This window comes from Mesorhizobium sp. M1078, from assembly GCF_040318615.1.
Lineage (GTDB): Bacteria > Pseudomonadota > Alphaproteobacteria > Rhizobiales > Rhizobiaceae > Mesorhizobium.
The window spans coordinates 42,021-54,871 of sequence record NZ_JAMYMP010000022.1 but is presented as its reverse complement, the minus strand read 5'-3'; the positions used below and the strand labels follow the sequence as shown (position 1 = coordinate 54,871).

The 12,851-nt window shown below is 58.2% G+C and carries 13 protein-coding genes; 8 read left to right on the top strand and 5 right to left on the bottom strand.

Features of this window, described 5'->3' with window-relative positions; translation table 11 throughout:
• Positions 1–2: 2 nt before the first annotated feature.
• From NKH38_RS23830 to NKH38_RS23820, 3 genes are all read left to right on the top strand, one after another.
• A complete protein-coding gene (locus tag NKH38_RS23830) occupies positions 3–995 on the top strand; it encodes a hypothetical protein (RefSeq protein ID WP_031202937.1) in 993 nt (330 codons plus the stop codon).
• Positions 985–1,455 carry a GNAT family N-acetyltransferase gene (locus NKH38_RS23825; RefSeq protein WP_084566806.1) on the top strand — a complete coding sequence of 157 codons (471 nt, stop codon included), beginning with the start codon at positions 985–987 and terminating at the stop codon, positions 1,453–1,455. The genes NKH38_RS23830 and NKH38_RS23825 overlap by 11 nt, the downstream gene beginning before the upstream one ends.
• A 528-nt stretch (positions 1,456–1,983) precedes the next feature.
• Positions 1,984–3,078 carry a glycosyltransferase family 2 protein gene (locus NKH38_RS23820; RefSeq protein ID WP_023729041.1) on the top strand — a complete coding sequence of 365 codons (1,095 nt, stop codon included), beginning with the start codon at positions 1,984–1,986 and terminating at the stop codon, positions 3,076–3,078.
• Between the two features lie 454 nt (positions 3,079–3,532).
• Here NKH38_RS23820 and NKH38_RS23815 read toward each other — a convergent pair whose 3' ends face one another.
• Positions 3,533–4,570: an IS110 family RNA-guided transposase gene (locus NKH38_RS23815; RefSeq protein ID WP_352763746.1), complete on the bottom strand. Its 1,038-nt coding sequence runs from the start codon at positions 4,568–4,570 to the stop codon at positions 3,533–3,535.
• Positions 4,571–5,009: 439 nt separating this feature from the next.
• Here NKH38_RS23815 and NKH38_RS23810 point away from each other — a divergent pair, with 439 nt between their 5' ends.
• The 3 genes from NKH38_RS23810 to NKH38_RS23800 are packed head-to-tail and all read left to right on the top strand — an operon-like array spanning position 5,010 to position 7,001.
• On the top strand, positions 5,010–6,032 hold the full coding sequence (locus tag NKH38_RS23810; protein WP_352538345.1) for a hypothetical protein: 1,023 nt from the start codon (positions 5,010–5,012) through the stop codon (positions 6,030–6,032).
• On the top strand, positions 6,029–6,637 hold the full coding sequence (locus tag NKH38_RS23805) for a GTP pyrophosphokinase (protein WP_352763743.1): 609 nt from the start codon (positions 6,029–6,031) through the stop codon (positions 6,635–6,637). Before NKH38_RS23810 ends, NKH38_RS23805 begins: the two co-directional genes overlap by 4 nt.
• Positions 6,638–6,671: 34 nt before the next feature.
• Positions 6,672–7,001 (top strand): hypothetical protein, encoded by a 330-nt coding sequence (locus NKH38_RS23800; RefSeq protein ID WP_156933879.1) that lies wholly within the window; start codon positions 6,672–6,674, stop codon positions 6,999–7,001.
• Between the two features lie 81 nt (positions 7,002–7,082).
• Here the strand turns inward: NKH38_RS23800 and NKH38_RS23795 are convergent, their stop codons facing one another.
• A complete protein-coding gene (locus NKH38_RS23795) occupies positions 7,083–7,856 on the bottom strand; it encodes a hypothetical protein (protein WP_023729039.1) in 774 nt (257 codons plus the stop codon).
• A gap of 516 nt (positions 7,857–8,372) precedes the next feature.
• On the opposite strand from NKH38_RS23795, the gene NKH38_RS23790 reads away from it, so the two are divergent.
• Entirely contained in the window at positions 8,373–8,519 is a 147-nt protein-coding gene (locus tag NKH38_RS23790; protein ID WP_023740436.1) for a DUF7673 family protein, read from the top strand.
• 35 nt (positions 8,520–8,554) lie between these two features.
• Here the strand turns inward: NKH38_RS23790 and NKH38_RS23785 are convergent, their stop codons facing one another.
• Positions 8,555–8,980, bottom strand: coding sequence for a hypothetical protein (locus NKH38_RS23785; protein ID WP_352763738.1), 426 nt, complete (start codon positions 8,978–8,980; stop codon positions 8,555–8,557).
• Here NKH38_RS23785 and NKH38_RS23780 point away from each other — a divergent pair.
• Positions 8,880–9,266: a ThiF family adenylyltransferase gene (locus NKH38_RS23780; RefSeq protein WP_245262711.1), complete on the top strand. Its 387-nt coding sequence runs from the start codon at positions 8,880–8,882 to the stop codon at positions 9,264–9,266. The two genes, NKH38_RS23785 and NKH38_RS23780, sit on opposite strands and share 101 nt — an antisense overlap.
• A gap of 936 nt (positions 9,267–10,202) precedes the next feature.
• Here the strand turns inward: NKH38_RS23780 and NKH38_RS23775 are convergent.
• Positions 10,203–11,618, bottom strand: coding sequence for a mannose-1-phosphate guanylyltransferase/mannose-6-phosphate isomerase (locus tag NKH38_RS23775; RefSeq protein WP_023689381.1), 1,416 nt, complete (start codon positions 11,616–11,618; stop codon positions 10,203–10,205).
• 240 nt (positions 11,619–11,858) lie between these two features.
• Positions 11,859–12,845 carry a nodulation protein NodZ gene (locus NKH38_RS23770; RefSeq protein WP_352763735.1) on the bottom strand — a complete coding sequence of 329 codons (987 nt, stop codon included), beginning with the start codon at positions 12,843–12,845 and terminating at the stop codon, positions 11,859–11,861.
• Between the last annotated feature and the right edge of the window lie 6 nt (positions 12,846–12,851).

Genomic DNA, 12,851 nt, shown 5'->3' with positions numbered 1-12,851 from the left:
TGATGCTCCCGGTCGATCGCCTGCCGGCATCCAAGTCCAGGCGACACGCGGTTCTTCGCGACTATTTCTGTGACAAGGATGCAGATGCCATTCTGGGAGCGGCAGGATGGCATTTGAACCTATCCTGGCCGGATGGTCTCGAAAGGCATGTCGATCCACGGCTGCAAGAGGGGTTGGCATGGTGGAATGGCAACGTCACCCTACCGACGATGGCCCTGGCCCGCACCCGTAAGCGACACGTGCTGAGCGTTTTATATGATTCCTGGACCCTTCAAAGCTGGAGTGAATGGGTGGATGCCGCCGGCGTCCGTGCAGACGAGCATGTGCTAATCCTACACGTAGACGACCACCGGGATCTGGCGAGTCCTCGCCTATTCGAGGAAAACGGGAGGTGGAAAGACGCCATCACCGGGGAGTTTTGCGATCTTGGCAATCCCGCGTCTGTGCGCGCGGCCATAGAAAGCGGAGCCATCGGGATGGGTAGTTTTCTAACGCCTTTTCTACACGGTTTTCCGAAGGCTGAGGTACGCCAGCTGTGTCAACCGCCAAAGGTCACCAAGACCCAAGATTTCGCAATTGGACTGACCAGACAGGCTGACGATTTGCTGGATCCAAGCCAATTCCGGCCCGCAGTACATTTGACGCCAACTTCAAGGCAGACCGGCCCTGGGCTGTATCGTTCGACCCCCGACATCGATGATTGGCTCGAAGACCTACCAGCCCAGCCAACGGTCCTTCATATCGATATGGATTTCTTTAACAATCGCTATGACGGGGATACAGATTGGAAGAGCCGTGAGAAGCCCTTCGATCCAGCTTTGGACCATATCTTGGGAAAGATTGACGACATGACCGCCGCCCTTAACTGGTCCGGTCTTGGCTCGCAGCTTGTCGATATCGTGGTCGCCTATTCACCAGGGTTTTTCCCGGCCGAATATTGGCAAGAGGCCACAGCTCGAATTGTGCCGGCGTTGGAGCGGATCTATGAGCGCTAAGCCTTCCCCAACAGCAGCGCCTCGCCGCAGCCCTAAGCACCCAACGCCGAAACCCAAAGCCGTGCGGGCAAAACCGAGCCTCGAGTTTGTTCAACCTGATCTTGTCGTCCTCACGCCCACCAAAGGGACAGCTGAACGTGGCGGCGGGCCCGGCGGTGAGGCCTGGAAAATTGAAACTAATGGCAGACGGGCAGGCGTTGTCTTCATCAATGTCATCGATGAGCCTCCGGTGGGCCGCCACGCGTCTATTCAGATCTATCTCAATAAACCAAGTCAGGGTCGGCGGATCGGTAGAGTTGCTTACCGCAAGGCATGCGAGGCGAGCCGATACGACGTGATCTATGCCCACATGCGCAAGTCAAATCTTGCCTCGCGACGGGCAGCGGAGGAAGCTGGGTTCAAAGAAGACGCGCGACCGGGGGCGACGCAGCTTCTTATGGTCTGGCGACGCGCGGCGTGATGATGCGACCAAACTGGCTAAAGCCGTCATCAATGGTGGATCTGTACCAAGTGACGCTGAATGTGCGACCCGCGTTTCGGACCGAAGTGCAGGGCGAGGTCCGCGATGCTGAGATCGGACGATGGGCGAGGCTCAAAGGGCTCTATTTTTGCCGCGATCGGGATAATTTTGTCGTCTTCTCAAAACGTTCTGTGCTCGTTCGGCGGCTTCTCGCCATCGACCAGACCGTCGGTGATCACACGGTCTGGCTGGGACAGTGGCTTGGCTATCCGCGATGCTGTGCCCGCATAGCGCGGCGTGTCGGTGAAATGCACCTGGACGATTGGTCGGAGCAAATCTCTATGCGGCGTCACGTGGGGAATTTCTCGTTGACATCGGTCTCACATTACACAGCAGGCCGCGCCCTCATCAGCCATGTCCCTTGTTCCGCGCATTGTCGGGCGTCGCTCCACATGGCAACGCAGGTGCTAAAGCGATCGCACCGGTTCCAACAGCGCTTGGCCAACGTTCTCTCTTCACGAGGCTTCCGTGTACACAGCCGTCGTTGTTCCCTGCCTGAATGAAGCGGCCTCGCTTCTTGAGACCTGCATTTCGCTCGGTTTCAGCAGGGGTGCCACTCCTCCCGATACAGTGTTGATCCTGGTCGACAACGGCTCGACTGACGGCACTCTTGATGTGATGGATCACATCAAGAATGCCAATGTGGGAACAGTGCTGTTGGGGCAGACGCTCGAGCGCGGCTACGTGCCGCCGCGTCACCTGGGAGTGTCGATGGCGGAGACCTTCGCCGCTGAACTTAGTATTCCCAACAATGAGTTCTTGATCCTTCAAGCCGACGCCGACACCATCTATGGTGGGGGTTTCATCGCCTCTATGACGGCTTCCGCACTATCGGCGCCGCAAGATCTGATCGAAGGCATCGCTCGAACGACAAAAAGTTTTCTTGCAGAATATCCCGGCTATCACGCTTGCTGCGCATGCGCCGACGAAGCGGTATCGTGCATTTTTGTGCCTGAAGCCGACGAAGTTATCATCGACGACAAAGTCGCCGGATATCGCCTGTCCGAGTATTTGAAATGGGGAGGACACCGCCGAGAGTTTGATGCTAGAGGCGACGAGATACACGCGGAAACGTCGCGGCTTTTTATTCGCGCGAAAATGGTTGGGGCCAGGCGCACACGCGCTCCAGAAGCGGTGGCCTATCCATCACGACGCAAGACCGAGGCTAACCCGCTGGGGACATTCGCCACTGCAGGATTTCCGCGGGAAAGCCGCTGGTGGCACCGTTGGACCAGTTTGCATCCCAACCACCACTCACTGCGGGAATTCGACAGGTCCGATGCTTTGGAAGCGTTCGCCAATGCCGTGTTTGTCCGACAGGTTCACACGCTGATCCTGTTCGCTTTAGTTCCCACTCATGTTCGGTTGGCGCTTGATGGCCGAACAATCAAATCCTTAACGGGGTCGCCCCTCGTTCCCCTGCTGGAGAGAGTCGCCGTTGCGCCCGAGTCTCTGAGGACGACTCCTGGGCAACTGCTGGAGGGATATTTCGACCTGGCTGAACGCCAACCAGGGCTCTTCGCCGATTGCATAGAAAAGGCCCGCGACTACTCCCTGCCTTAATCGCCGTCGGCATTCCGAATATGACGCCTATCTACGTCAGCCACCCGATCCGCTCGGTCCGCAGTCCTGCCAAACAATAAGCGCTGGGAAGGGAATAGGCGCCGCTCGGGTGCATAGTTCGCCAGTGTTTCGCTTCTGGCGCAGCCGCGACCCCAGCGATCGCGGGATTGTCTTCTGTGGATGGCTCCCGCGATGCAAGACGGTAATTCGACATTATGGCGCGTTGGTCGGGTGCAGTCTTCTGTCCGGCCTGTTGATGCAGCCATTCGAGACTGCTGGCCCTGATGGGGTCGGCGAACTGGGTCCCAATCTGCTTATCAGGCTATGATGCCTCGGACATTCGACGGGTTGTCCCTGTGTCTCGCCATCACATCGCGTCGCTCTCACAACCTCATGGAGCCGATCGATCGGCTCGAACTGTTCTCTGCCCTTAAAATTTCATCCTCTTCGAACCTTACGCCGCAAGGCTCGCGGCATGGCGAGCTTGATAGGTTTCGCCGCGCGCCATGATCGCCCACACCACGCGGGCCATCTTGTTTGCCATGGCTAGGCTTGCCACGCGCGCTGGCTTCCTGGCGAGCAACGCGAGGAGGCGCGGATCCGCTGTCTCCGGTTTGTATCTCGCCCGACGAATCAACGATGTAGCGCCGACCACCAGGAGCTTTCTCAGATACCGGTCGCCCATCTTGGTGATGCGGCCGAGCCGATCCTTGCCGCCGCTCGAGTTTTGCGAAGGTGTCAGCCCAAGCCAGGCGGCGAACTCTCGACCCGAGCGGAACTGACCCGGATCGGCAACCGAGGCCGCCAACGCTGTAGCCCCTACCGGACCGATACCGGGGATCGTCGACAAGCGTCGTGCGACGTCGTCGGTTCGTTGGAGGGCACTGATCGAACGGTCGATCGCCTGGAGACGAACATGGGTGTCGAGCACCTGCCCGCACAGGAGACCGAGAACCTGCGTTGCCATTGCCGGCACTTCCGGCGTCGCTTCCTTCGCGGCGATCTGGTGCGCCAGCCTGAGCGCCCGCTCCAAAGCTTGGGGAATGTCGATGCCGAACTCAGCCAACAAGCCGCGGATCATGTTCACGAGTTGCGTGCGCTGCTTGACCAGAAGATTGCGTGTGCGGTGAAGCGACAGGGCCGCCTGTTGCTCGGCCGACTTCATCGCCACGAAGCGCATGGTCGGGCGTGTCACCGCTTCGCAGATCGCTTCCGCGTCCACCGCATCATTCTTGCCGCGCTTCACATAAGGCTTCACGTAGCTCGGCGGCATCAAGCGGACCTCATGGCCGAGCTCCGTCAGTTCTCGAGCCCAGTGATGTGACGTCCCGCAGGCCTCGATCCCGATCAGGCAGCGCGGTAGCTTGACGAAGAACGGCAGAACTTGCGATCGGCGCAGTGCCTTGCGCACAACAACGTCTCCAGACGCGTCGACGGCGTGAACTTGAAAAATGCGCTTGGCCAGATCGAGGCCCACGGTGGTAATCTGCATGGCGGATGGCTCCTTTGCTCGGGTTGCCTGACAGCAAACCCACTGTGGCACTCAGATGCCGGGAGCGGGAGCCATCCACCTCATCTGCTTTGGGCAACCGCAAAACTGAACTCTGCGACCGACATTGAGGCGCATTGCCGCCCGCAGCGTTTGGGCCGGTAGCGAACCGGCAGATGTCGTTATCGCTCATCAGCGATAGCCGGCCTTCTGTCCCGTATAGCGAAGGCTGAGAATGGCCCGATGAGAGATTCCCGTTGACGGAGATCGCATCGTGGCGAGGTCAGTTTCCTTTCGGCAGCGCATTCTAGCGCCTGCCGTTTGACAATCTTCAAGCGAATGCTTGAGATACATTTCGTGCTAGAAGCTTCTACGTGGCGGAGCAAGCCGCAGCGAAGGGGCGATTTTTCGATTTTTCTGCACTTACTTCAGGGGGAATAGCGTGCCCATTCAAAGCATTTATACATACCTTGTCTATCCTGGCAAAGGTGCCGACGAGATCGACGCTATCAATGGCTCTGTTGTTCCACTACAGGGTAAGCTCTTCGACCTGTTGGAAGAGGTATATCTGCGCTCAGACAACGAGTATACAATCGACATTGCGTTCAGCCTGGGAGCAGACGGCACCCAGAGGAACCCATGCCGAGCGCTTCTGATCAATCACCTCACCAACGGGACGATCGACACCGGCCGTCTATTGGCCGAGCGGCTGGCGCAGCACACCACCAAACGGTCAGGCCTGGGACTGCTGTTTCTCGTAGCGGGTCAGGACGGCCAAAACCGTAAGATCGTGGTGTCGCGCTTCCCAGCTCACAGTGCAGTGTTGGCGGAGACAGAAGCGGCAACCCTGACACTCGCCTTTCTTGAGCGCGTCTTTATGAGAAACGCTTACTCATACAAAGCGGTCGTCTACCAGCATACTTCGCTGACCAATGGCTTCTGGACGGGCCGCGCCATCGACAAACAGATCGAGAGTCGAGAGCGTGAGGTCTCTCAATACTGGATCAACGATTTCCTCGATTCCGCCCTTCGCACGACCCCTACCCGCGGAACGCGCCGGCTTGCGCTCGCGCTCAAAGCAGCGGTCAGCAAAGCCAAGGACGTAACCGTCAAAAGTGAGATCGCGTCGGCGGTCACTCTCGGCCCAGGTATGCAGGGACAGACCACGAGCGTGAACGGCTTTCTTGACCACTTCCACTTCTCTGAGCCCACCCGCAACGCAATCCTCGCCGAGATAAAGGATCCGACAATCCAGGCTGAGAATTTCGTTTTCGACGCTCCTGTCTTCACTGAGCAGGTGCCGTACCGCACCGTGGAGCTGAGCTCCGGAGCGGTGCTTACCGCGCCGTCGGCCGACTTTGATGAGGTCTTCACGAAGGAGCCGGTCCACGCTGAAGTTGACGGAGAATACAAGTACTCCACTATAGGTTCTGTCGTGACCGAGAAGATAGCGAGGTCAAAATGACGGACCTTCGAACTGACTATACGAACCGGTACACCAAAGCGCTGACACCGGTAGCGACAGCGTTGATCGGCAATCTGACCGAAATCATTGCGGGCACCCCTCGCGTTGACCGCGTGACCGCACGTCCAAAGTCAATCGATCGCTTCATGAGCAAGGCGGAGAAGGCGGACGGTGATAAGCTGAAATACGATGATCCGCTCAACCAGATTCAAGATCAGATCGGCGCGAGGATAGTTGCCTTCTATTCGAGCGACGTTCCGGTGATCGAAGAGGTCATCCTTCGGGAGTTTCGACCAATCGAATCGAAACACGTCGTTCCTCAGCACCAATGGGAGTTTGGATACTTTGGTAGGCACCACATCCTCCTAATGCCGAGCGACCTGTATGGCGCTGCTGAGGACAAGGCACTCGTCCCGGATGTCTTTGAGTTGCAGATCAAGACCCTTTTTCAGCACGCATGGTCCGAAGCAGAGCACGATCTCAGCTATAAGCCAGGAGAGCAACCGCTTAACCCTGAGGATGAACGCTTGCTTGCCTTCACATCCGCCCAGGCATGGGGTGCCGATCGCATTTTTGACGACCTATTTAAAAAGCGGTCTTGCTAGTGGCGCACGCGACTCACGCGGGAAGTACGTTGGGGTGAAAATTCTCCCGTTGCTAAGTTCGAGAGAGGCGACGAGCAAAAAGCTGCTCAAACACATACGTGCCGCAGCCAAAATATGCGGCCATGCTAATTATGAACTTACGGCAGGTTTCGAGATCAGCGGATTCGATCCGGAGCGGCTTAGATTGGGCGCTTTGCGGTCCGTCAGGAATGTCGCGCACGCCCTGCGCCTGGCACCACTCGAGGAACTGGCCGACATCCCTGCTGTAAGCGCGGCGGGTGTTCGGATTGCGGATATGCGCGGTGAAGAATTACAGAAACCGCCAGCGGGCGCGCTCGCCGGCGGCGTCGACCACGGGAACTGATGGAGCAGAAGAGCAGAAAACCCGACGAGCTGGTTCATGGCTTACCCCACGCGTCAAATCGTCGAAGCAGGAGGGCGGCGGTCAAGAGCACGACGTGTAGCCGAAATGTGCTGTCGTCGGGTTCCGAAAGCCCCGGATGCGACCCCGCCGGAGCCAGCCGCTTGAAAAGGCCATTGAGGAACCCTCGGCCGTCATTGTCCATTCGTTAAGCGGTATGCTCAGAAAACCTGCGGCTGCGAGCTTGGTCCGTCGTGGCTGGCCGCTAGCGAGTCCCGCTGCAGATGAATCGATCTTCTCCGACATCCCGTCGAGCACCGAATCGAGAAAATTGCGAAGCTGCCCATTGGCGCTGGCCCATTGGCCTCGCGCGTGAGCGTCGAGCGCCTGGTCTAGATGTCCCTGCGCGGTAGTGAAACCATGTCGGTCGAGCAGCACCGTCATCTCGGACTGAACCTGTGGCATGCCTATATCCTCTGGCAACGTGCGGCGCAGCTTGCCTGCCACAACTGCGTAGTCGTCCTGCGCTAAGGCATGCTTGAGCGGCACATACACCGGGTGAAGAGTGACAGGCTCAGACCAAGGGTATTCCGGCTCCTCGGACGGCATGTGCTGGACAGCCAGTTCAACCAAAACGTTTTCCAGCAGACCACCGTCAACCGGCTGCTCGGGGTTCGCATCCACAAACGCCTTGAGGTCATTCATGCGTTTTTTGACGCTGAAGCCGTCGCTACGAAGATGCCGATATATGTCCGGTCCGAATTCGATGAACAGTGCGCTGGTTTCGGCCTGGCTCGAAACCGATTCCAGAACGTCGATCGCCGCAAGGACGGTTCGACGAGAAAAAAGCACCCCCATTGGCGGCTCCCACAAGCTTATGATAAAAATAGGTTCTCATAAGCTAGTGGCATCGACCACCGAAAATGTGGCGGGCTCGGGGCACCTTCTATCGCCGGCGCATCGCAGTTCGTCGAGAAGTGGAAGCGCGCGAAGGCGTGCGTCATCCTTAATTGGGGTGGCGGCATTCTCTATCCGGCGGGCGAAGGACCTCCCGGCGTTCGTGCGGCCCCTTTCTCAACGGTGAGAGTTTGCCCTAGCAGCTTGACCCACGAGGAGTTTCTGCGCGCGTTATGCTGGGAGGATGCAGCGAGCAGCCTCCGAGGAACGATCGCCATGCCAATGCCAATCAGGGCTGCGTGGGGATCATATGGTCGATCCATCGCGCGCGCAGGCGGCCACGACCTCAAGCGCCATGCTGGGCGTGTGTGTCTCGGAATTGCCATGAGACAGCCAGCGCCACTCCTGTCGCACCCGCGAGGAGTGTGGTGATCGACTTGTTTGCGTTGCGCCCGCCGGATTTTCAGGAGGGACAAATTGACTGAAGGCGGCACGGTCAGTATCACCAACGTGATTGAGGCGCTGGAACGCCTTGTCGCCATTGCACACAGTGACACCGTACGGGCGCGCCGAGTGGCCGATTTCCTCGTCGCGTGCTGGAATGCGTACGCATTCGCAGACTAAGATTTCACGCACCTGTCAAAGCATCGCGGATGACATTATGTCTGCAATCGATCAAGGACGTTTCTGCGGCGCGTCCACAAAGGAAATAGGCCTGGGCTATCAGCGCGACCAGCACCAAATCTAAGCTTACCATTCTGGAGACCGTCTATCCGCCGATTTCCAATCAGGAGGTGGTATGGCTTCAGAACGAGTCGGAAGCCGTCGAGCAATTTCGCCAGAGCGACTTTTATATGATCGCGGGGCGAGCCGAGGCGACCTACCAACAACTGGAACTCGACGAGGACCGACAGATCCTGAGCTTCAATTTCGCTATCGGCGACAGCTTCGCCGATCGCGCCATTCTCAACCTCCGCGAATTGCCTGGCGTATGGAGCCGGCGCCGCAAGCTGCTTTGCCGCCGCCAACGTCTTTCGAACCGTCTTTGCTTCCCAGCTGACCGGCGCGGAGCTGGACGAGAACATCGACCTCTGTTTATATACCTACAACAAGAGCAACGCCGGCGATTCCATCCCCTTAGACTTCCCTGTCGACCTCGGTGAAACGCACCTCGTTGGGCTCGGCGCGATGGGCCATAGCTCGCTCTGGGCGCTGGCGAGGCAATCCGGTCTGTCCGGGCGCCTGCATGTAGTTGATCACGAAGCTATCGAACTCTCAAACCTGCAGCGCTACGTGTTGGCAGGTCAGGCGGAGGTCGGCCTCTCTAAGGCGGCCCCTAGCAACCCACGCCCTTCGGTCCACCGCCCTTGAGGTCGAGGCGCACCCTATGAAGTGGGCAGAATATGTTGCGCGCCGGGGCGACCGGGTATTCGACCGAGTGGGTGTGGCGCTTGACACCGCCGCCGACCGTCTAGCTGTCCAAGGTGCTCTGCCCAGATGGATCGCGAACGCCTGGACTCAGGAGCAAGATCTAGGCATCTCGCGGCATGGTTTCGATGACTGCCAGGCTTGCCTTTGCTGCATGTACATGCCGACCGGGAAATCCAAGGACGAACACCAATTGGTCGCGGAGGAACTCGGAATGCCGGAAGCACACGAGGAGGTAAAAACGCTCCTGCAGACCAATACCGGAGTCCCCAATGAGTTCGTAGCTCGGGTGGCTACGGCGATGGCCCGTTTGAGCCGCTCGCCGCGTTTGTTGGCCAGCCCCTCCGTTCCTTTTATCAGCAGGTTATCTGCGGCGGCCTGGTGTTCCAGCTTAGCGATGGAAGTCGTCTCCTTCGAACCGTGGTTCCGATGGCCTTTCAATCAGCGATTGCCGGGATCATGCTTGCCGCAGACCTGGTCAAGCATAGTGCGGGTTTTCCGATGAGTCCGACGACCAGCACTCGCGTGAATCTACTGCGCCCCCTTGGTTCTTACCTCCATGATCCGAAAGCCAAAGATTCCAGCGGCCGCTGCATCTGCAGCGATGAGGATTTCATTGCCGCCTACAGGCTGAAATACGGCTGTGCCGTTGGACAGCTGAGCAACGGGTCCGCCTAAGAAATATCTGAAGTCTTCGTTCCCGCGGACGGCGAGCTGTCAAGCGCTCACCGATGTTTTCGACCACGATCGAGTGCCTGATGAGAGTGCGGGGCGGATACTATGACACGCTCGGCCCGCTGCTTGCCAATGTCAGGCCCAGAACCCACGACAGAGATCCTTGAGCGACGGCTCGCCGTTTAACGTTTTTTGTACTGTTATCTACGTTCGACCATATTCGTCGTCGAAGCGAACGATATCATCCTCGGCGAGATAATCGCCGCTCTGCACTTCAATGATAACCAGGTCAATTCTGCCTGGGTTCTCGAGCCGATGCTTATGGCCGCAGGGGATGTAAGTAGATTCGTTTGTCCCCAGGAACAACTCCTGCTCGCCATTGACGATTTTGGCGGAGCCGCTGACCACGACCCAGTGCTCCGAACGATGATAGTGCATCTGCAGGCTCAACTGGCGACCGGGCTTTACCTCGATGCGTTTGATCTTGAAGCGCTCGCCTTCCTCCAGAACCGTATAGGTACCCCAGGGCCGGTGTACCGTGCTATGGACCAGATGAGCTTCATGTCCCGAAGCCTTGAGGCCCTCGAAGAGCTTCTTAACGTCCTGAACGCGGTCGCGGGATGTGACAAGCAAAGCGTCCGGGGAATCCACGATCACCAGATCGCTTACGCCCACCGTGCCGATGACGCGCTTGTCGGAGCTCACATAGGTGCCGGTCGTGTCGACCATATGCACATCGCCGCGTATCCTGTTCCCGCTTTCGTCGGGGGCGATCAAATCGGCCATTGCGTTCCAGGATCCGATGTCGTTCCAATCCATGTCGCAGGGAACCACGGCAAGTCTGTTAGTCTTCTCCATGATAGCGTGGTCGAGCGAGATTCGCGGCGCGGAACCGAAATGCTCAGGCGCGAGTTCGATTTTGGCAAAGCCTTGGCATTGACTGGCGCGGCCGTTCTCGTAGCTGTCGGCGACGGCCTGGAGCACCTCGGGACAATGCAAAACCATCTCGTCGAGCATGGTTTGCGCACTGAAGCAGAAGATGCCGGCGTTCCAGAAGAAGCATTCGGACGCGACATAGGCTTTGGCTGTCTCCAGATCCGGTTTTTCGACGAAACGGACGACGTTCTCACCATCTGCTTCGATGTAGCCGAATGCTGTGTCCGGTCTGGTTGGGGTGATGCCCAATGTGGCGATCCGCCCGAGCTTCGCATGTTTCATGGCCAGGCCCATGACGTCTAGAAACGCAGGCAGGTTGCCAATCAGGTGATCGGCCGGGAAGACGCACAGGATCGCGTCAGGGCCTTGCGTTGCCCTCGCATGGATCGCGGCTGCAGCCACGGCGGCGGCCGTATCCCGGCCTTCGGGCTCGAGCAGAAAGGTGCGTGGCAGGACCACGGAATCCAGTTCGTCAAATTCGTCCTTGGTCAGGAAGAGGTGGTCCCCGGATGTCACAGCGACGAGTTCCACGACACCTTCTATCGAAGCGGCGCGCAGCACAGTGTGCTGAATGAGAGAATATCCATCCGCCATTTTGAGGAAAGGTTTGGGGTGCGATTGCCTTGAGGCGGGCCATAGCCGCGATCCGGCTCCGCCGCTGATGATCACGGGAATGACTTTCATAACCAACCTCAATTTCGTCTCTGGAGTGATCGCCCGCGTTCTTTTGAGCGTCAGCGTCACGATCGCCGTCGCTCTGGCTTGTCTGCGGCCCCCGCGTAACAGCGAAGTTCTGGCACGTTGCAGGCGGCGTCAGATGACGACGGTATCGGTAATGTACGACGCCTCCACTGGCGTCGGTGAGAAATGCGCATTCAACTATGCCTGTTGGTTGCGTCTGCCGAATTGCGCAGGTGGCGGGTCTTAACTGAGATCAGAGACTTGGCTGCCTTCTATCAAAGTCAAACGACTTGGCTCTTTCAGATCGAATTCAATTACCCGTGGTGCGAAAAGGCGTGCATATCGTGTAAAGGCGCTCGTCGGGGGAAACCGAATTACGGTATCGCAGCGCCCGAGAAGATACATCTCAACGAGGGCGGAAATTCCGCCGTCAATCCCGAGTGCTGCAGTGTGTAAAGGGCCACCTTGATTGGATCCGAAGTGCTTCGGGACAGTGAGCAGATCGGGAAACCTGGCCGACAGAAGATCCAGTATCCGCGCGCTGTCCGTGCATAAGAACAGCCGCACAGGCCTGGGGTGCGGTAACGCCTTAGCCTTGTCAATTGCAGCGCACACTTGCCGAATGGCGAGCTCCGGATCGGCCCAGTAGGGCGCATGCTCCATGATGTCTTCACCGTTACCGTGCCGAACATGAATCCCGATGATGCTGTGCCCCTCAAAACATTCCTGATAAATGGCATCTATGCGGGCTTGAATTTCTGGCCGAGGCTGGACACTCTGGAACACCTGCCGCTCTGCATCCTCATCGCACCGCCACATCAGACAAGCGTCACACACTACTGTGTTCGCTTCGACATCGTGTTCGGCCTGAAAGAGCTCGCCCAACTCATCGCGCTCTTGGAAAATCTGCTCATCTGGCCGGTAAAGGCACTCGATCGCCGGCCTGTTCCACCACTCCGGGAAGAATGGACCAGGGAAGGAAACGTCGTTGATCCGGTCGTCGGAAATAGCCGGCACGCCAGCGATGTCATTGATCGGCTGGAAGAACACCGGAAACGCATTTGTGAAGGGTTGGTCGAGGTAGCAGGCCCCCCGCCAGTCGATGACTAGAGTTCGTCCCGACCGCTGCGCGTAGCGCCAAGCGGCCGCCAATGACCACAGACAATCACCGAACCCCGTACGCCTCCGAGAGACGACGAACCGGCGCTTTTCCAATCCACTAACATGCATTTTCGG

Coding starts and splice junctions, on each gene's coding strand:
- NKH38_RS23830 (WP_031202937.1), top strand. CDS start 3: ATGCTCCCGGTCGATCGCCTGCCGGCATCCAAGTCCAGGCGACACGCG.
- NKH38_RS23825 (WP_084566806.1), top strand. CDS start 985: ATGAGCGCTAAGCCTTCCCCAACAGCAGCGCCTCGCCGCAGCCCTAAG.
- NKH38_RS23815 (WP_352763746.1), bottom strand. CDS start 4,570: ATGCAGATTACCACCGTGGGCCTCGATCTGGCCAAGCGCATTTTTCAA.
- NKH38_RS23805 (WP_352763743.1), top strand. CDS start 6,029: ATGACGGACCTTCGAACTGACTATACGAACCGGTACACCAAAGCGCTG.
- NKH38_RS23795 (WP_023729039.1), bottom strand. CDS start 7,856: ATGGGGGTGCTTTTTTCTCGTCGAACCGTCCTTGCGGCGATCGACGTT.
- NKH38_RS23785 (WP_352763738.1), bottom strand. CDS start 8,980: ATGTTCTCGTCCAGCTCCGCGCCGGTCAGCTGGGAAGCAAAGACGGTT.
- NKH38_RS23775 (WP_023689381.1), bottom strand. CDS start 11,618: ATGAAAGTCATTCCCGTGATCATCAGCGGCGGAGCCGGATCGCGGCTA.
- NKH38_RS23770 (WP_352763735.1), bottom strand. CDS start 12,845: ATGCATGTTAGTGGATTGGAAAAGCGCCGGTTCGTCGTCTCTCGGAGG.